The organism is Phyllobacterium sp. SL163 (assembly GCF_049896885.1).
Taxonomy (GTDB): domain Bacteria; phylum Pseudomonadota; class Alphaproteobacteria; order Rhizobiales; family Rhizobiaceae; genus Phyllobacterium; species Phyllobacterium calauticae.
Genome location: NZ_JAFCVE010000001.1, coordinates 45,139 through 63,115, shown reverse-complemented (window position 1 = coordinate 63,115; position 17,977 = coordinate 45,139). Strand labels below are relative to the sequence as shown.

Annotated in this window: 16 protein-coding genes; 5 read left to right on the top strand and 11 right to left on the bottom strand. The window is 60.3% G+C overall.

What is annotated here, in order from left to right:
- Positions 1–3: 3 nt before the first annotated feature.
- Positions 4–564 (bottom strand): L,D-transpeptidase, encoded by a 561-nt coding sequence (locus ACP7B1_RS00260; protein WP_346306161.1) that lies wholly within the window; start codon positions 562–564, stop codon positions 4–6.
- Between the two features lie 156 nt (positions 565–720).
- Complete coding sequence (locus ACP7B1_RS00255) at positions 721–1,659, bottom strand: nucleoside hydrolase (protein ID WP_346306162.1); 939 nt, start codon at positions 1,657–1,659, stop codon at positions 721–723.
- Between the two features lie 112 nt (positions 1,660–1,771).
- On the opposite strand from ACP7B1_RS00255, the gene ACP7B1_RS00250 reads away from it, so the two are divergent.
- Together ACP7B1_RS00250 and ACP7B1_RS00245 are read left to right on the top strand one after the other, a co-directional pair.
- Positions 1,772–2,194: an Hsp20 family protein gene (locus ACP7B1_RS00250; RefSeq protein ID WP_223614066.1), complete on the top strand. Its 423-nt coding sequence runs from the start codon at positions 1,772–1,774 to the stop codon at positions 2,192–2,194.
- A 44-nt stretch (positions 2,195–2,238) separates the two neighbouring features.
- Positions 2,239–2,508, top strand: a complete 270-nt coding sequence (locus ACP7B1_RS00245; protein ID WP_105734008.1) for a DUF1150 family protein — start codon at positions 2,239–2,241, stop codon at positions 2,506–2,508.
- A gap of 204 nt (positions 2,509–2,712) precedes the next feature.
- Here the strand turns inward: ACP7B1_RS00245 and pncB are convergent, their stop codons facing one another.
- Positions 2,713–4,020: a nicotinate phosphoribosyltransferase gene (gene pncB / locus ACP7B1_RS00240; RefSeq protein WP_288193704.1), complete on the bottom strand. Its 1,308-nt coding sequence runs from the start codon at positions 4,018–4,020 to the stop codon at positions 2,713–2,715.
- Positions 4,021–4,299: 279 nt separating this feature from the next.
- On the opposite strand from pncB, the gene ACP7B1_RS00235 reads away from it, so the two are divergent.
- Both ACP7B1_RS00235 and ACP7B1_RS00230 read left to right on the top strand, forming a co-directional pair.
- Entirely contained in the window at positions 4,300–5,469 is a 1,170-nt protein-coding gene (locus ACP7B1_RS00235; protein WP_346305249.1) for an efflux RND transporter periplasmic adaptor subunit, read from the top strand.
- A gap of 8 nt (positions 5,470–5,477) precedes the next feature.
- Positions 5,478–8,615 (top strand): efflux RND transporter permease subunit, encoded by a 3,138-nt coding sequence (locus ACP7B1_RS00230; protein ID WP_346305250.1) that lies wholly within the window; start codon positions 5,478–5,480, stop codon positions 8,613–8,615.
- Positions 8,616–8,681: 66 nt separating this feature from the next.
- Here the strand turns inward: ACP7B1_RS00230 and ACP7B1_RS00225 are convergent, their stop codons facing one another.
- From ACP7B1_RS00225 to ACP7B1_RS00190, 8 genes are all read right to left on the bottom strand, one after another.
- Complete coding sequence (locus ACP7B1_RS00225; protein WP_223614071.1) at positions 8,682–9,668, bottom strand: ABC transporter substrate-binding protein; 987 nt, start codon at positions 9,666–9,668, stop codon at positions 8,682–8,684.
- Between the two features lie 26 nt (positions 9,669–9,694).
- On the bottom strand, positions 9,695–10,804 hold the full coding sequence (locus tag ACP7B1_RS00220; protein WP_346305251.1) for an ABC transporter permease: 1,110 nt from the start codon (positions 10,802–10,804) through the stop codon (positions 9,695–9,697).
- Positions 10,801–11,676 carry an ABC transporter permease gene (locus ACP7B1_RS00215; protein ID WP_346305252.1) on the bottom strand — a complete coding sequence of 292 codons (876 nt, stop codon included), beginning with the start codon at positions 11,674–11,676 and terminating at the stop codon, positions 10,801–10,803. The genes ACP7B1_RS00220 and ACP7B1_RS00215 overlap by 4 nt, the downstream gene beginning before the upstream one ends.
- On the bottom strand, positions 11,673–12,131 hold the full coding sequence (locus ACP7B1_RS00210; protein WP_346305253.1) for a GNAT family N-acetyltransferase: 459 nt from the start codon (positions 12,129–12,131) through the stop codon (positions 11,673–11,675). The genes ACP7B1_RS00215 and ACP7B1_RS00210 overlap by 4 nt, the downstream gene beginning before the upstream one ends.
- A gap of 12 nt (positions 12,132–12,143) precedes the next feature.
- The gene (locus ACP7B1_RS00205) at positions 12,144–12,938 is read right to left on the bottom strand and encodes an ABC transporter ATP-binding protein (protein WP_426136488.1); all 795 of its coding nucleotides are present in this window, start codon (positions 12,936–12,938) and stop codon (positions 12,144–12,146) included.
- Between the two features lie 35 nt (positions 12,939–12,973).
- On the bottom strand, positions 12,974–14,428 hold the full coding sequence (hydA, locus tag ACP7B1_RS00200) for a dihydropyrimidinase (protein WP_346305255.1): 1,455 nt from the start codon (positions 14,426–14,428) through the stop codon (positions 12,974–12,976).
- Positions 14,429–14,490: 62 nt separating this feature from the next.
- A complete protein-coding gene (locus tag ACP7B1_RS00195; RefSeq protein WP_346305256.1) occupies positions 14,491–15,738 on the bottom strand; it encodes a Zn-dependent hydrolase in 1,248 nt (415 codons plus the stop codon).
- A 15-nt stretch (positions 15,739–15,753) separates the two neighbouring features.
- A complete protein-coding gene (locus ACP7B1_RS00190; RefSeq protein WP_346305257.1) occupies positions 15,754–17,085 on the bottom strand; it encodes an aspartate aminotransferase family protein in 1,332 nt (443 codons plus the stop codon).
- 210 nt (positions 17,086–17,295) lie between these two features.
- Here ACP7B1_RS00190 and rutR point away from each other — a divergent pair, with 210 nt between their 5' ends.
- Positions 17,296–17,949 carry an HTH-type transcriptional regulator RutR gene (gene rutR / locus ACP7B1_RS00185; protein ID WP_223614079.1) on the top strand — a complete coding sequence of 218 codons (654 nt, stop codon included), beginning with the start codon at positions 17,296–17,298 and terminating at the stop codon, positions 17,947–17,949.
- The last annotated feature ends 28 nt before the right edge of the window (positions 17,950–17,977 follow it).

The window sequence follows — 17,977 nt, the reverse complement described above, 5'->3', positions numbered from 1 at the left end:
CGGTCAGAGGACGACCACGGGCGTTCCCAGGGGAACGCGGTCGTACAGGTCGACCACATGGTCATTGATCATGCGGATGCAACCATTGGAGACGGCCTTGCCGATCGATGAGGGTTCGGTGGTGCCATGGATGCGGTAATAGGTGTCGCGGCCATTGCGGTAGAGGTAGAGGGCGCGGGCCCCGAGCGGATTGCTCCCGCCGCCGGCAACCCCGTCCGCATAGCGGGCATATTTTTCCGGCTGGCGTTTGATCATGTTGTCTGTCGGCTGCCAGCGCGGCCATTTGGCTTTGCGGCCGACTTCCGCCGTTCCCGAGAAGGCACGCCCGGCCCGCCCGACACCGATGCCGTAACGGATGGCTGAATATTCATCCTCGACGAGGTAGAGAAAGCGGTTGCGCGGATCGATGATGACGGTTCCGGCCTCTTCATAGGTCGGGTAGTCAACGATCTGCGGCATGTATTCGGGATTGAGGACAAAGGGTTTCCTGGGTTTTGCCGAAGCCGTCTGAGGCGCGGCAAGGGTCACCATCAATCCGCAGAAGAACGTCCGTCGTGTCAGCATATCGATTCCAATAGGCTTGAGCGCAGCCCTTGCGGGCCTTCCGGTCACGGGACGATTATGCGCGGAAATTGCTGACTGAAGGTTTACGTCGACTCAACTTTTTGTGATGAAACAAGGAGATAGGTCCGGCAGTGGCGCTGCCGGACCTGTTTCGGCTCAGGGAAGGCGGGCGATGCGTTCGATCAGCAGGTCGAAGAAACCCTCATCGTTCACATCGCGTATATAAAAGGCGTTTTTCGGCCTGTCGGTGACGCCCCACCAGTCGACGACGGTCATGCCGAGGGTAAGGTCCGACGCCGTTTCAACGACGACATTGCAATGCCGGCCCTTGTAAAGGTCGGGCTTCAGGAGATAGGCAATCACGTTCGGATCATGCAGCGGGCCGCCATCGCTGCCATATTTCTCTTCATCGAACCGTTCGAAGAATTCGAGCAGCTCAGCGGACGCAGCGCCGGACCGGGTTCCCATCGCCCGAAAGCGTTCGATCCGCCGGGCGCTCGTCAGCGCCTTGTGTGTCACGTCAAGCGGCAGCATCACAATCGGTACACCCGATGTCAGCACGATGTGTGCCGCCTGCGGATCGACATAGATGTTGAATTCCGCCGTCGGGGTGATATTGCCGCCTTCGAAAAAGCCGCCGCCCATCAGTACGATTTCGCGGATGCGCGTGGCGATTTGTGGGGCACGGATCAGGGCCTGCGCAATATTGGTGAGGGGGCCGAGCGGGCACAGGGTCACAGTGCCGCTTTCCTGCGTCAGCAAGGTTTCGATGATGAAATCGACCGCATGCTGCTCCTGCAGGGGCATGGCAGGTTCAGGCAGGTCAGGACCATCGAGGCCGGTCTTGCCATGGACGTTTTCAGCGGTGACGAGCGCCCGCATCAGGGGCCGGTCTGCGCCGGCAAAGACCTTCACATCCGGCCGTCCAGCCAGTTCGCAGATCTTCCGGGCATTGGTTTTGGTCAGGTCCAGGGGAACATTGCCGGCAACGGCCGTGATTCCCAGAACATCCAGTTCCGGGCTTGCCAATGCCAGAAGGATCGCCAGCGCATCGTCCTGGCCCGGATCCGTGTCAATTATGATTTTCCGCGTCATCTCTTGCTTTCATTCTCTTGAAGTCTGCATCGGGATCGACCATATCAAAGGACAGAAGGGAAATGCCATCTCCGGGTTTCTCTTTTCGGTCGCTTTTCTGAGGACTGCACAGATGACACGAATGACACCGTTTTCAAGCCCTTTGCTGCTTGGTTTCGACACGATGGAAAAGACGCTGGAGCGTATCGCCAAATCCGGTGACGGCTACCCGCCCTACAATATCGAACGCATCCATGGCGATAACGGCCGGGAACAGCTTCGTATCACCCTCGCGGTCGCCGGCTTTTCCAATGACGATCTGGAAGTGACAACTGAGGACAATCAGTTGGTCATCCGCGGCAGGCAGGCCGATGAAAGCGAACGGGAATATCTGCATCGTGGCATTGCCGCGCGCCAGTTCCAGCGCATTTTCGTTCTTGCCGATGGAATGCGCGTGAGTGCTGCCACATTGAAGAATGGGCTTCTGTCGATCGATCTCGACCGTCCGGAACCCGAACGATTGGTCAAACGCATCAATATTGCAGTTCAGGACTGATCGTGGCTCTAACAGGACAGGGCCTTTGGAAGGACTGTCCGAATATGGAGGCTGATATGCAAAACACTGTTTCGAAGAATTTCCTGAGTGAACTGGAATTCTCGCGTCTTGGCGCCGGACAGGTCGCCTATATGCGCAAGGTGAAGACCGACGATCTCGCCACCAGTTTCCCAGCATTGCCGCCGATGACGCCGGGTGTCGAACTCTGGGCGCTCTTTGCCGCCAATGGCGATCCCATCGTGCTTTCCGATGAACGCGACAATATCCTTGTCGGCGCGCAGGAACACGAACTGCAGACAGTCATGCTGCAGTAACAGCCATTCGGTCGCGTTGAATTTCCAAAACCCCGCTGGCTTGCCGGCGGGTTTTGTTCATTTCAAACAGATTCAAACAGATCGCAGCCGCAATGTGCGTGGTTCGACAAGCTCACCATGAGGGGAGTTGAGGATTGCAGCCAGACCATCCCCCTCATGGTGAGCTTGTCGAACCACGCGGGATGGCAATGCAGCTTCTTCTGCTTAAACCTTCACGGCCTGTTCCACCCGGTCTTCCGCGCCGAACAAATCCAGATAGCGTTTGATTTCGGCCTTGTCGCCGGTTGCCTTCTTCGGGTTGTCCGAAAGCTTGACCGCCGGGCGGCCATTGGCTTCGCTGACCTTGCAGACCAGCGAAATGGCATTGAGCTGATCGTTGAAACGCGGCGCGCAATCCTCAAAATCATTGGTCAGGTTGGTCCCCCAACCAAAACTCATGCGCACCTTGCCCTTGAAGTGATGATAGGCCTCTTCGATCGTCTCGACATCAAGCCCGTCGGAAAACACCAGGAGTTTGCCGCGCGGATCTTTGCCCCTGGAACGCCACCAGGACAGGATCTTTTCCCCGCCCTCGATCGGGGGTGCACTGTCCGGGCGGAAACCCGTCCAGTCGGCAACCCAGTCGGGTGCGTCGCGCAGAAAGGCGGCGGTCCCGAAAGCGTCCGGCAGCACGATGAGAAGATTGCCGCCGTAGTAGCGATTCCAGTCCTGCAGCACCTTGTAGGGTGATTTCAACAGTTCATCATCCGTGCGGCTGAGAGCGGCCAGAACCATCGGCAGCTCATGCGCATTGGTGCCGAGTGCTTCCAGATCATTGTCCATGGCGAGCAGCACATTGCTCGTGCCGGTAAAGGCTTCGCCGATGCCTTCCTTCAGGGCCTCCACACACCAGCGCTGCCACAGGAACGAATGGCGGCGGCGCGTGCCGAAATCGGAAATCCGGATATCGGGCAGGGAGCGCAGGCGCTCCACCTTCGTCCACATCTTGGCCTTGGCACGGGCATAGAGCACGTCGAGTTCGAAACGCCCCATCTTCTTCATCGCCGCCCGCGAGCGCAGTTCATTGATGATGGCGAGCGCGGGGATTTCCCACATGGTCGTGTACATCCACGGACCATGGAAATTCAGTTCGTACTGGCCGTCGCGCTTGGTCAGCTCGTATTCCGGCAGCTGGAAATGCGTCAGCCATTCGAGGAAGTCCGGCTCAAAGATCTGCTTCTTGCCGTAGAAGGTGTTACCGCCAAGCCAGATCATTTCCTTCTTGGAAAAACGGATCGTGCGGGCATGGTCCAATTGCGCGCGCAGCTCTTCCTCGTCGATCTCGTCGCCCAGCCGCACACGCGTGGTACGGTTGATCAGCGTGAAGGTTGCGTCGACCTTGGGATAGACCCCCCAGATCATCTGCAGCATCAGCAATTTATAAAAATCCGTATCCAGCAGGCTGCGGACAATGGGGTCGAGTTTCCACGTGTGATTGAACACGCGGCGTGCAATGTCGGTCTTCGTCGCCATTGAATGCTCTCCTTCCGGAATTTCCGCCCGCCATGTTGCACGGCAGCAACCGCCCATCAAGCAGAACCGGGCATAACCGGCTAAATTCTGCAGTCAAACGGAGGCGGGCATTTGTATTAAATCTTTGTAACCTCACAGTTTTGTCATTAACGGCGACATCAAAGCGCTTTATTCTTGTCGGTAAACAACCTTTCGCGCCGGGATGCGCATTGGGATACAATCAAAAATACGGTGGTGCTGGCTCCGCGGATAGCGGAACCGGCCTTTTTGGAGTGACGTATGAAAGTCTGGAAACAACTTGTACTGGTTGTCGTTATCCTCGCCGTTGCCGGCGCGGGATGGCTGTATTTCTTTCCGGGCGCGTCCAATCTCCTGAAAAAAGCCGGTGTCGACAAGGTTCTGACCACAGCAAAGGAACCAGCGGCGCCCAACGGCCAGGGACGGAGCGGACAGGCCGTTCCGATCGTGGTTGTGCGAGCCGCCGATGCGGCCAAGATCAATGACAAGCTGTCGGCCATTGGCACCGGCAAGGCAAAGAGCTCCGTTTCCGTCACACCGTTCGCCGCCGGACGCATGACGGAAATCCTCGTCACCTCAGGCACCAGGGTTGAAGCCGGCGACGTGATTGCCCGGCTTGATTCTGAGGCGGAAAGCATCGCCGCCGACAAGGCGCGCACGATGCTGAAGGACGCCCAGACCAAGCTGAAGCGCGCGGAAAATCTCAGCACGACCAACACCGTTTCCGCCGTGCAGGTGTCCGATGCCGGACTGGCGGTCGACAATGCCGGTCTCGATGTACGCGAGGCCGAACTCGCGCTGGACCGCCGCGCGGTCAAGGCGCCGATTGGCGGCATCGTCGGCATTCTTCCCGTGAGCGCCGGCAACTACATCACCACGACGACGCAGATCGCGACGATCGCTGATCGCAGCGAAGTGCTGGTGGACTTCTGGGTGCCGGAACGCTTTGCCCCGGCCATCAAGGTCGGTGCAGCCGTCACCGCCACCTCCGTTGCCCGCCCGGGCGAGACGTTCAAGGGCACCATCAACGCCATCGACAATCGCATCGATCCGGACAGCCGCACCCTGCAGGTGCAGGCGCGGATCACCAATCCGAATGATGCCCTGCGCGAAGGCATGGCCTTTCAGGTGAACATGGGATTTGCCGGAGAGACCTATCCGACGGTCGATCCGCTGGCGATCCAGTGGGGCACGGACGGCGCCTATATCTGGAAGATTGCGGACAACAAGGCGCAGCGTGTGCCCGTCCGCATCATGCAGCGCAATGCCGCCTATGTTCTCGTCAATGCCGAGATCAAACCGGGTGACCTTATTGTCGCGGAAGGGGTGCAGGCCGTTCGCCAGGGCGGTACTGTCCAGATCAAGGGCCAGCCTGCCAACCAGACGGATTCCGGCGCGCGACCGCTGGCTTCCGTCGGCGAAAAGGGCTGAGGTGCGGCGTGAGCAATTCACACGGACAGTCCGGCTCCACTTTCACCGCCCTTTTCATCCGCCGCCCGGTGCTGGCGCTGGTGCTCAATGCCCTGATCGTCGTCGCCGGGCTTGCCGCCTTCTATGGTGTCGACGTGCGCGAACTGCCGGATGTCGACCGGCCCGTGGTGACGGTAACGACGACATTCCAGGCGGCCGCCGCCGAGACGGTTGACCGCGAGCTGACCGCTGCGATTGAAGGCGCGGTGTCCCGCGTTTCCGGGGTCAAATCCATTTCCTCCAGCTCGTCCTTCGGGACCAGCCGCGTCACCGTGGAGTTCAATGACGGTGTCGATCTGAACGTCGCCGCCGCCGACATGCGCGATGCCATCAGCCGCATCACCAACACCCTGCCGGAGCAGGCCGATCCGCCGCAGATCGTCAAGGCGGATGCCAATGCCGATGCGGTGATGCGCCTTGCCGTCACCTCGACCACGATGGCCGTCGAAGACATGACCGTTCTGGTCGAAGACCAGATCAAGGACGTGCTTGCATCGGTGCCCGGTGTCGCGGACGTGCAAATCAACGGCAACCGCAGCAAGATTTTCCGCATCGATATCGATCAGGGCAAACTGGCAAGCCTTGGGTTGACGGTTGCCAATGTCCGCACGGCCCTCAACACGATGGCGTTCGATACGCCCGCCGGTCAGATCAACAGCAGTGCCCAGAGCATCGTCGTCCGCGCCACCGCGCCGGTGTCGACGCCGGAGGATTTCGAAAACATCATCATCAAGGATCGTACCAAGATCCGGGATGTCGCAACCGTCACGCTCGGTCCCGATATCGGCACATCGACGCTGCGCGCCAATGGCAAGACCGGCATTGGTCTTGGCATCATCCGCCAGGCGCAGTCTAACACGCTCGATATCTCCAAAGGCGTCCGGACGGCTATCGGTCAGTTGCAAAAAACCTTGCCGGAAGGCGTCGATATCCGCGTGACCAGTGACGATGCCGATTTCATCAACGGTGCCGTGCATGAGGTTGAAATCGCGCTGGGCGCCTCGGTCTTCATCATCATCCTGATCATCTATCTCTTCCTGTGGGACCTGCGTGCGACGCTGATCCCCGCGGTGTCGATGCCGGTCGCCCTGATCGGAACCATCTCGGCGATCTATCTCGCCGGTTTCTCGATCAACATCCTGACGCTGCTGGCGCTGGTGCTGGCGACGGGTCTCGTGGTGGACGATGCCATTGTCGTGCTCGAAAACATCGTGCGGCGCCGCAACCAGGGCATGGGGCCGCGCGCCGCTGCCGTGCTTGGCACGCAGGAGGTATTTTTCGCGGTTATCGCAACGACGGTGACGCTGGCGGCGGTGTTCGTGCCGCTCTCGTTCCTGCCCGGACAGACCGGCGGCCTCTTCCGCGAATTCGGCTTCGTGCTGGCAATCTGCGTGCTGCTCTCAGCCGTCGTCGCGCTTACGCTCTGTCCGATGCTGGCCTCGCGCCTGCTCTCGGCAAGCGAAGCCAAGCACGAGGATATCAACCATTCGCCGGGCCTTGTCCGGCGGGTTGGCGGCTGGTTCCTCGAAGCCTATCGCCGCATGCTGCACGGATGTCTGGCCGCGCCATGGCTCGTGGTCCTGGCATCGCTGCTGTTTGCCGGGGCAGCCTTCGGCGCCTTTTCGCTGCTTAAACAGGAATTGACGCCGACCGAGGATCGCGCTTCGGCCTTCCTGCGCATCACGGCACCGCAGGGCGTCAGCCTTGAATATCTCAACGACCAGATGCGCCAGATCGAGACGCTGATCCAGCCGATGCGCGATTCCGGTGAAATCCAGAACACGTTTTCCATCGCCGGACAGAACGGCAACACCAATCGCGGTTTCATGGTGCTCAGCCTTGCCACATGGAAGGAACGTCACCGGAGCCAGCAGGAAATTCTCGCCGACGTGTCCAAGCGCGTGCGCAATATTCCCGGCATCCAGGTCTTTGCCGCCCAGCCCAATTCGCTCGGCATTCGCGGCGCGGGCAACGGCCTGCAATTCGCCATTGTCGGGACCAATTACGCCGATCTCGGAACGGCCGCCGCCAAGATCGTGTCGGCGCTGGAAAAGGACAAACGCTTTGACCGGCCGCGCCTGACCAATGAGCCGACGCAGCCGCAGCTTTCCGTGTCCATTGATCGCGAGCGTGCATCCGATCTCGGCATCGAGATCACCGGTCTCGCCGAGGCGCTGCAATCGGTGCTGGATGGCTACAAGATCGGTTCGGTCTACATCGAGGACCGCAGTTTCGATGTGAAGCTGGTCTCAACAACCAATCCGATCAATGACCCGACCGATCTCGAAAACGTCTTCATGCGCACCAGCGACGGCCGCTTCGTGCCGATGGCGACCATTGCCAAGCTGACGGAAGTGGCAGTGCCGCCGGCATTGACCCGCGAGCAGCAGATGCGGTCTGTCGCCATAACGGCCGCCCTCAGTCCTGACTTTGCCTTGGGTGATGCCTACAAGGTAGCGCAGGAGGTGGCTGCACCACTGCTTCCGCCGGGTTACCGCATCATTCCGCTCGCCGAGGCAGCAACGCTCGGCGAGAACTCCGCCAGCATGTTCGTCACCTTCGGTTTCGCCATCCTGATCATCCTGCTCGTGCTCGCGGCACAGTTTGAAAGCTTCATCAGCGCGGTTATCGTGATGGCGACCGTTCCGCTCGGCCTGGCCTGCGCGGTCTTTGCCATGGTGCTCACCGGCACCAGCATGAATGTCTACAGCCAGATCGGGCTGGTGCTGCTTGTCGGCATCATGGCCAAGAACGGCATCCTGATTGTTGAATTCGCCAACCATTTGCGCGATCAGGGCCGGACTGTGCGGCAGGCCATCGAGGAAGCCTCCAATATCCGCCTGCGCCCGGTGGTCATGACGATGCTTTGTGCCATTCTCGGTGGTGTTCCGCTGGTTCTGGCCAGCGGTGCCGGCGCTGAGGCCCGCATTGCCCTCGGCTGGGTCATCGTCGGTGGTCTTGGCCTTGCCACGGCCTCGACATTGTTCCTGACGCCGGTTGCCTATCTCCTGCTTGCCGGTTTCTCCAAGCCGAAAGCGGAAGAGGAAGCGCGGCTCGAGCGGGAACTTCTGGAAGTGGTGTCGCAGCCGCCCCTGCCCGCTGAATAGGATTCTTATTCATGCAAACAAAAGGCGGGGATTGCTCCCCGCCTTGTTCATTCCGGCTGCGAATCGTTATTTCGCGGCGTCCGTAACCTTCGTTGTCCAAGCGCCTTCCGGCTTCTTGGTGATGACGGGATCGGAGCCGCCGCCGAGGAGTGTCTCCACGGTGCGCTCGGCCGCTGCCACATCGAGAACGCCGGTGGAGCCCTCAGTCAGCTTGTTGATCTCAGCCACCATGCGCTTCTGGTGCTTTTCGGTCTGCGCGCCGCTGGCATCGTTTTCAAGCACGATGTTGGCCGCTTCGTCCGGATGCTGGCGGGCATAGTCCCAGCCCTTCATTGACGCCTTGACGAAGCGGGCGAGCTTTTCCACCATCTTCGGGTCATCGAGGCTCTTCTGCAGCACGTAAAGACCGTCTTCGAGCGTAGCGACCTTCTCGTCCTCATACTTGAACGTGACCAGCTGATCGGCGGGAATGCCGGCATCGATCACCTGCCAGTATTCATTGTAGGTCATGGTCGAGATGCAGTCCGCCTGCTTCTGGATCAGAGGATCCACATTGAAGCCCTGCTTGAGGACGGTGACGCCGTTCGGGCCGCCATCGGTCTTGAGGCCGAGGTGGTTCATCCACGACAGGAACGGATATTCATTGCCGCCGAACCAGACGCCGAGGGTCTTGCCCTTGAAATCCTGCGGCTTGGTGATGCCGGTCTCCTTGCGGCAGGTCAGCATCATGCCGGAGCGCTTGAACGGCTGGGCGATGTTGACGAGCGGCAGGCCCTTTTCGCGCGTGGCGAGGGCAGATGGCATCCAGTCGACGACCACATCGGCGCCGCCGCCGGCGATCACCTGCGGCGGGGCAACGTCAGGTCCGCCCGGCTTGATTTCCACGTCGAGATTGGCCTCCTTGTAGAAACCCTTGTCCTTGGCGACATAATAGCCGGCGAACTGGCCTTGCGTGACCCATTTCAGCTGCAGGGTCAGCTTGTCGGCCGCCAGCGCCGAGCCCGCCATCAGCGTCATCGCCAGACCCATCGTCAATGCTATCGTCTTCTTCATGTTTCAGTTCTCCTCTGTTCTTGTTTTTAAGTTCTGTAGGAAGGGTGCCAGAAAGTAACCGCCCGCTCGATGAGGGTAATAAGCCCGTAAGACAGCGAGCCCGCAAGCGCCGCAACAAAAATTTCCGCCCACACCATATCGACATTCATGCGACCGACTTCCGCCGAAATGCGGAAGCCCATGCCGACAATGGGCGAGCCGAAGAATTCAGCAACGATGGCGCCGATGAGGGCCAGCGTCGAATTGATCTTCAGCGCGTTGAAGATGAAGGGCATGGCGGCGGGCAGGCGCAGCTTCACAAGAGTCTGTCCGTAGCTGGAGCCATAAGTCTGCATCAGGTCGCGTTCCATCGCGCCGGATGCTGCAAGTCCGGCCACGGTATTCACCAGCATGGGAAAGAAAGTCATGATGACGACCACGGCGGCCTTCGATTCCCAGTAGGAACCGAACCACATGACCATGATCGGCGCGATGCCGACAACGGGAAGGGCGGCCACAAGATTGCCGATGGGCAGCAGTCCCCGGCGCAGGAAAGGCACCCGGTCGACAATGATGGCGGCAAGGAAACCCGAACCGCAACCGATGACGTAACCGGCAATGGCGGCCTTCAGATATGTCTGTTGAAAATCCGCCCAGAGCGTCGGTACGGAACTGGAAATGCGCTCGGCGATCATGGATGGCGGCGGCAGCAGAATGCTCGGTACGCCAAAGCCACGGACAATGATTTCCCACAGGATCAGCAGCCACGCACCGAACAGCACCGGCAGGGCGAGATTGACCAGCCGCTGGGCCTGCGGCGAAGTGAGTTTCAGGCCGGCCAGATTCTGCACGCTGAACCACGCGAGCAGCCAGGATGAGGTCACCATGCACCAGTAGCCGATCGACGGTCCCGGCGGCTGCGGCATCGCGTGGAGCAGTCCGATAAGGCAGAAGGCGACCACATGGACAAGCGCCAGAACGACGATCAGCGACGGTATCGATACGCTCGTGAACATGGCAACGGCAGCGGCAACAAACAGGATGACCGGGGTCGAATAGGTGAGGGTGTCGAGAACGTCGCCGCCGGACGATATCAGCAATCCGGGAACGGCAAGCAGGAAGGCGGCAATGGCCAGCGGGGAGCGGGATAGTCTCATGGCCGTACTCCCATGCGCCGGTTGACGAGCGTGGCCATCAGCCCGATCAGGCTGACCAGAACGGCCGCCATCAGCGCCGCTGCGATCAATGCGGCCCAGATCTGCACCGTCTGGCCATAATAGGAACCGGCCAGCAGCCGCGCACCGATGCCCGCGACTGCACCGGTCGGCAGTTCACCGACAATGGCACCAACCAGGCTGATGGCGACGGCAATCTTCATCGAGGTGAAGAGGTAGGGCATGGACGCCGGCCAGCGCAGCTTCCAGAACACCTGCGCCTTCGAGGCATTATAGGTGTGCATCAGGTCGAGATGCATGATCTCGGGTGAGCGCAGGCCCTTGACCATGCCGACGGCAACGGGAAAGAACGACAGATAGGTGGAGATCATCGCCTTGGGCAGGAGCCCGGTGATATTGACCGCATTGAGAACCACGATGATCATCGGAGCGATGGCAAGGATGGGCACGGTCTGCGACGTGATGATCCAGGGCATCAGGCTTTTGTCGAGCGTGCGCGAATGGACAATGGCAATGGCAAGCAGGATGCCGAGCAGCGTGCCAAGCCCGAAACCCAGCAAGGTCGAGGACAGGGTGACACCGCCGTGATAAACGAGACTGCGCTTCGATGTCGGGCTGATATCGAACACGGTCTTGCGGATTTCCTCGGCCACCTGATGCGGCGCGGGCAGGACCGGGCGCTCCTGCGCCATCGTGTTGGCGATGAGTTGGCGGGTGGAGATCGTTGTGTTGGCGCGTGCGGCCTGATCCCGTTCGAACGGCGCATTGAGGATGATGGCGAAGGCATACCACAGCGCCAGAATGGCGAGGAGGACCGTTCCAACGGGAACAACGCTGTTGCGGATGAAGTTCATGAATGCATCCCCGCTTCAGGCTGCCAGCGATACAGAATATCCGGCAAATGTTCTTCATTGTCGCCATCGGTGCGGCGCATTTCGGCAAAGCCTTCGCGCCTGTAGAAGGACTGGGCACCAGTGTTCGCCACAAAGGTCCAAAGCTCCACCGGTCCCGTGGCCTGCCGCTTGGCGTGATCCAGCAGCGCCTTGCCGATGCCCCTGCCGCGCCGGTCGGCATGCACGTAGAGTGCATTGACCATGTTGTCAGGCGCGAGCGCAACCATGCCGGCCACCATGTCATGGTCATCGGCGACAAAGACTTCGTATCTGGAAAAGACGGTATCGCAATAATAGTCCGTGACGTTGTCCGCCGAATGAATGCGCGGCATCCATTCCGTAGCGTCGATCCACGCATTGACGATAGCCGCGCAGTCGGACATGTCACGCAGTTTGGCGGCGCGGATCGTGGTCATCATGCGCCCCGGCTACTCATCATAGGAATGGCCATGGCGCAGGCCCTCGCGCACCCGGTGGGCAATTTCGAGAAATTCCGGCGTCTCGCGGATATCGAGCGTGCGTTCCGTGCCGAGATTGCAGTCGATGATTTCGTGGATACGGCCGGGACGCGGGCTCATCACCACGATCTTTGTCGACAGGAACACAGCTTCCGGAATGGAGTGCGTGACGAAGATCACCGTCTTCTGCGTCTTGGCCCACAGCTTCAGCAGCTCTTCGTTGAGGTGGTCGCGGACGATCTCGTCCAGCGCACCAAAAGGTTCGTCCATCAGCAGCATGTCGGGATCGAAGGACAGTGCCCGCGCTATGGAGGCGCGCTGCTGCATGCCGCCCGACAGCTGCCACGGAAACTTTTTCTCGAAACCGGCAAGGTTGACCAGTTCGAGGTTTTTGGCGATGCGGCTCGCCCGTTCGGCTTTTGGCACGCCCATCACTTCCAGCGGCAGGGAAATATTGCCGCCGATGGTGCGCCATGGATAAAGCGCCGCCGCCTGGAACACATAACCATAGGCGCGATTCTGCCGCGCTTCGGATGGCGTCATGCCATTGACGGAAATGGTCCCGGATGTCGGCTGTTCCAGATCGGCGATCACCCGCAGGAGGGTGGTCTTGCCGCAGCCGGATGGGCCAATGAATGAAACGAATTCGCCGCCATTGACCGCAAGGTTGATGTTCGACAGGGCATTGACCGGCCCGTCATTGGTCTTGAAGACCAGCGACAGGTCCTTGACGTCGATCACATTCGTTGGCGTCGCGTTTGGCATTGACTGGGCCTTGGGTCTGAGCGCGACGACTGTCATCAGACACCCGCCGGTATGTTTTTCGGATCGCGCTCCACCTTACGCGGTGCCGTGAGTTCCTTCCACGTGGAAAGTGCACGATTGGCCGGCGCATTGGCCTCGCGTTCGACAAAGCGGCCGCTGCCGGTCGGGGCCAGCACTTCGCCGTCCTTGTAGGCGATCTGTCCGCGTGACAGGGTGATGCGCGGCAGGCCGGTGACCTCGATCCCTTCGAACACGTTGTAGTCGATGGCGGATTTCTGTGTCTTGGCGGAAATCACCTTCGATGCCTCGGGGTCCCAGATGACGATATCCGCATCGGAGCCCGGCAGGATGGCGCCCTTGCGCGGATAGATGTTGAGGATGCGGGCGATGTTGGTGGAGGTCACGGCCACGAATTCGTTCGGCGTCAGGCGGCCGGTGCGAACGCCCCTGGTCCACAGCACGGGCATGCGGTCCTCGAGGCCGCCGGTGCCATTCGGAATCTTGGTGAAATCGCCGACGCCAAAACGCTTCTGTTCCGTGGTGAAGGCACAGTGATCGGTCGCCACCACCTGCAGGCTGCCGGAGGCGAGACCGGCCCACAGGCCGTCCTGATGACTCTTGTCGCGGAAGGGCGGCGACATCACCCGGCGCGCCGCATAGTCCCAGTCCTTGTTCTTGTACTCGCTCTCATCGAGCGTCAGATGCTGCACCAGCGGCTCGCCATAGACGCGCATGCCCTTCTGGCGGGCGCGGCGGATGGCTTCATGCGCCTGCTCGCAGGACACGTGCACGATGTAGAGCGGCACGCCGGCCTGATCAGCGATCATGATGGCGCGGTTGGCGGCTTCCCCCTCGACCTCCGGCGGCCGGGAATAGCCATGGGCTTCCGGTCCGTTGTTGCCTTCTGCCAGGAGTTTCTGCTGGAGATGGGCGACCACGTCGCCATTCTCGGCGTGGACCAGCGGCATGGCGCCGATCTCGGCGCAGCGCGTGAACGAGGCGAACATCTCGTCATCGTCCACCATCAGGGCGCCTTTATAGGCCATGAAGTGCTTGAACGTGTTGATGCCGCGTTCCACCACCTTCGGCATCTCGTCAAAGATCTGCTTGTTCCAGCCGGTGATGGCCATGTGGAAGGAATAGTCGGTGCGCGCCTTGCCTGCCTTCTGGAACCAGTCCTGCAAGGCTGCCAGCAGGCCGTCGGCGCCGGGAAGGACGAAATCGACCACCATGGTGGTGCCGCCCGCCAGCGCCGCGGCGGTGCCTGTGTCGAAATCATCGGAAGAATGGGTGCCCATGAAGGGCATTTCGAGATGGGTGTGCGGATCGATGCCGCCCGGCATCAGATAGCAGCCCGTCGCATCAATGATCTCATCGCCGGAAAGATCCGTACCGATCTGGGCAATGATGTCGCCCTCGATCAGCACATCCGCCTTGTAGGTGCGGTCGGCGGCAATGATGGTCCCGTCTTTGATCACTTTCGTAGCCATGTGTCCGTTCCCCTTATTGGTTTTTTGTCGAACATGTTGCTCTGTATGGAAATGGTATCCGGTCAGGTCTGGATCACAGCCGTTTCCAGAACAGCATGCAGGAGGACGTCCGCGCCCGCGGCCGCCCATTCCTTGGAAATCTCTTCATCTTCATTGTGGCTGAGCCCATCGACGCAGGGACACATGACCATGGCCGTTGGCGCAACCCGGTTGACCCAGCAGGCATCGTGCCCCGCGCCGGAAATGATGTTGCGGTGGCTGTAACCCAGCCGCTCGGCTGCATTGCGCACGGCGGTTACGCAGCCTTGGTCGAAAGTGACGGGATCGAAATGTCCGGCTTCTTCGATCTTGATTTCCAGCCCGAGCTCTTTGGCAATCTTTGGTGCCTTCTCCTCGAGCTCTGCCTTCATCGCATTGAGTGTGGCAAGGTCGGGCGAGCGGAAATCGACGGTGAAAACCACCTTGCCGGGGATGACATTGCGCGAGTTCGGATAGACGTCGCAATGGCCGATCGCGCCGACGGCGCTGGGCTGGTGCGCCATGGCAATGGTGTGGACGAGTTCAGTGATGCGGGCCATGCCCAGCCCGGCATTCCGGCGCATCGGCATCGGTGTGGAACCCGTATGGCTGTCCTTGCCGGTCAGCGTGATCTGCAGCCACCAGAGGCCTTGGCCATGGGTGACGACGCCGATATCCTTGCCTTCGATTTCGAGGATCGGGCCCTGCTCGATATGCAGTTCGAACAGTGCGTGCATCTTGCGCGCGCCCACCTCCTCGTCGCCCTTCCAGCCGATGCGCTCCAGCTCGTCGCCGAACGTCTTGCCCTTGGCGTCTTCGCGGGCATAGGCCCAGTCCTGCGTGTGGATACCGGCAAAGACACCCGATGCCAGCATGGCGGGGGCAAAGCGCGTACCCTCCTCATTGGTCCAGTTGACCACGACAATCGGGTGCTTGGTCTTGATGTTGAGATCGTTGAGCGTACGGACAAGTTCGAGGCCGCCGAGGACACCGAGTACGCCGTCATATTTGCCGCCGGTCGGCTGGGTGTCGAGATGGCTCCCGACATAGACGGGCAGGGCATCCGGGTCGGTGCCTTCGCGGCGGAAGAACATGTTGCCCATGGTATCGACGCCCATGGTCAGCCCGGCCTTTTCGCACCAGCTCTGGAACAGGCGCCTGCCTTCGGCGTCCTCGTCGGTCAGGGTCTGGCGGTTGTTGCCGCCGCGCAGTCCCGGTCCGATCTTCGCCATGTCCATCAGGCTGTCCCAGAGACGGTCGCCGTTGATCCTGAGATTTCCAGTGAGCGCCATGTGAGAGCCTTTCAACTATGCCAGGTTTTTCAGGACGTCGGCCAGTGTATCGAAGAGGTGCTCGATCTGGCCCTTGGTGATGATCAGGGGTGGCGATAGCGCAATGATATCGCCCGTGGTGCGGATAAGGACACCCTTTTCATAGGCATCGAGGAATGCCTGGAAGGCACGCTTGGTCGGTGCGCCTGGTATGGGTTCCAGCTCGATGGCGCCGATCAGGCCGAGGTTGCGGATGTCGATGACATGCGGCAGGCCCTTCAGGGCATGCAATGCATCGGCCCAGTAGTCGGAAAGCTCCGCCGCACGGGTAAGCAGGCCCTCTTCCTCATAGGTGTCGAGTGTTGCAAGCGCTGCCGCGCAGGCAACGGGGTGGCCGGAATAGGTATAGCCATGGAAAAGTTCGATCATGTTTTCCGGGCCGGTCATGAATGCATCGTAGATCTGCTTGGAGGCAAACACCGCGCCCATCGGGATCACGCCGCTGGTGATGCCCTTGGCGGTGGTGATGAGATCGGGAACCACGCCGAAATAATCCACGGCGAAGGGGGTGCCGAGGCGGCCGAAGCCGGTGATGACTTCATCGAAGATCAGCAGAATATCGTTCTTCGTGCAAATTTCGCGCAAGCGCTGCAGATACCCCTTCGGCGGGATGAGCACGCCGGTTGATCCGGCCACCGGTTCGACGATGACAGCGGCGATGTTGGAAGCATCGTGCAGGGCGATCACCTTTTCCAGGTCGTCGGCAAATTCAACGCCATATTCGGGCTCGCCGCGCGTGAAGGCGTTGCGCGCGAGATCGTGGGTATGGCGGATGTGGTCGACACCGCCGAGCGCATTGCCGAATGTCTTGCGGTTGCCGGAAATGCCGCCGACGGAAATGCCGCCGAAGCCGACGCCGTGGTAGCCGCGCTCGCGGCCGATCAGCTTGGTCTTGGTGCCGTTGCCCTTGGCGCGGTGATAGGCGAGGGCGATCTTGAGTGCCGTGTCGACCGATTCCGAACCGGAATTGGTGAAGAAGACGTGATCGATGGGGGACGGCAGCATGGCCGCAAGTCGCGCCGCCAGCTCGAAGACCTTGGGATGGCCCATCTGGAAGGCGGGCGCGTAGTCGAGTTCGGCAACCTGCTTCTGTACCGCCTCGACGATTTTCGGGCGCGAATGACCGGCGTTGCAGCACCACAGACCGGCGGTTCCGTCGAGTATTTCGCGGCCGTCGGCGGACTTGAAATGCATGTCCTTGGCGCTGACCAGAAGACGGGGATTTTGCTTGAACTGCCTGTTTGCCGAAAACGGCATCCAGAACGCCTCGAGATTATTGGTGCCCAATCCCAATGCCGATTTCGACATGTGACGTACGCCTCCTGTTTGCGGACATTGCCGCTTGTTTTGTGTTCCCGAATGATTGAACCTGTGGTGCAATCAAAAACTTGACTAGTTGGTCAAAATGCAGGCTAGAAGAGCATAGGAAGCCGGTCAAGCGCTTTATGGGGAATAAAAGCGGTTCCGGGATGCGACGAAACGGCCCGTCGCGCCGGATAACAAAAAGGGATGAGTGGCATGGCGAGGGCAGCGAAGAAAAAGACGAGCGATGTGCCGGAAAAGACGACGCGCATCCAGGAAATCAATCGCCGTCTCATCCTCGATGCCGCTCTCGATGTTTTCTCCGCCTATGGCTTTCGCGGCACCACCATCGACCAGATTGCCGACAAGGCGGGGATGTCGAAGCCGAACCTGCTCTACTATTTTCCGCGCAAGCAGAACATCTATGTGACGCTGCTGGAAGAGACGCTGGCGGAGTGGCTGGCGCCGCTGGCGGAAATCGATCCCGAGGGCGACCCGATCGAGCAGTTGCGCAAATACATAACCCTGAAAATCCGCATGTCGGAGAGCCACCCGGAGGCGTCGCGGCTGTTTGCCAACGAAGTATTGCATGGCGCACCAGCGATCAGTGAATTCCTGAGCAAGCACCTGAAGCCGCTGGTCGACGACAAGGCGGCGGTGATCCGCCGCTGGGTCGGCGAAGGCAAGCTCGCACCGGTCGATCCCTATCACCTGATTTTCATGATCTGGGCGACCACGCAGCACTATGCGGATTTCGATGTGCAGGTCCGCGCCATCATGGGCAATCAGGTTGGCCGCCCCGGTTTCCGCGAGCAGACGGCGCAGGCGGTCCTGAGCATCATTCTCAATGGCATTCGCCCGCGCGGGTGAGGGGATTGGTCGATTGCAGGTCGATTGT

Excerpts from the sequence above, each read along its gene's own strand:
- ACP7B1_RS00260 (WP_346306161.1), bottom strand. The coding sequence starts at position 564 with ATGCTGACACGACGGACGTTCTTCTGCGGATTGATGGTGACCCTTGCC.
- ACP7B1_RS00255 (WP_346306162.1), bottom strand. The coding sequence starts at position 1,659 with ATGACGCGGAAAATCATAATTGACACGGATCCGGGCCAGGACGATGCG.
- ACP7B1_RS00250 (WP_223614066.1), top strand. The coding sequence starts at position 1,772 with ATGACACGAATGACACCGTTTTCAAGCCCTTTGCTGCTTGGTTTCGAC.
- ACP7B1_RS00245 (WP_105734008.1), top strand. The coding sequence starts at position 2,239 with ATGGAGGCTGATATGCAAAACACTGTTTCGAAGAATTTCCTGAGTGAA.
- pncB (WP_288193704.1), bottom strand. The coding sequence starts at position 4,020 with ATGGCGACGAAGACCGACATTGCACGCCGCGTGTTCAATCACACGTGG.
- ACP7B1_RS00235 (WP_346305249.1), top strand. The coding sequence starts at position 4,300 with ATGAAAGTCTGGAAACAACTTGTACTGGTTGTCGTTATCCTCGCCGTT.
- ACP7B1_RS00225 (WP_223614071.1), bottom strand. The coding sequence starts at position 9,668 with ATGAAGAAGACGATAGCATTGACGATGGGTCTGGCGATGACGCTGATG.
- ACP7B1_RS00220 (WP_346305251.1), bottom strand. The coding sequence starts at position 10,804 with ATGAGACTATCCCGCTCCCCGCTGGCCATTGCCGCCTTCCTGCTTGCC.
- ACP7B1_RS00215 (WP_346305252.1), bottom strand. The coding sequence starts at position 11,676 with ATGAACTTCATCCGCAACAGCGTTGTTCCCGTTGGAACGGTCCTCCTC.
- ACP7B1_RS00210 (WP_346305253.1), bottom strand. The coding sequence starts at position 12,131 with ATGACCACGATCCGCGCCGCCAAACTGCGTGACATGTCCGACTGCGCG.
- ACP7B1_RS00205 (WP_426136488.1), bottom strand. The coding sequence starts at position 12,938 with ATGCCAAACGCGACGCCAACGAATGTGATCGACGTCAAGGACCTGTCG.
- hydA (WP_346305255.1), bottom strand. The coding sequence starts at position 14,428 with ATGGCTACGAAAGTGATCAAAGACGGGACCATCATTGCCGCCGACCGC.
- ACP7B1_RS00195 (WP_346305256.1), bottom strand. The coding sequence starts at position 15,738 with ATGGCGCTCACTGGAAATCTCAGGATCAACGGCGACCGTCTCTGGGAC.
- ACP7B1_RS00190 (WP_346305257.1), bottom strand. The coding sequence starts at position 17,085 with ATGTCGAAATCGGCATTGGGATTGGGCACCAATAATCTCGAGGCGTTC.
- rutR (WP_223614079.1), top strand. The coding sequence starts at position 17,296 with ATGGCGAGGGCAGCGAAGAAAAAGACGAGCGATGTGCCGGAAAAGACG.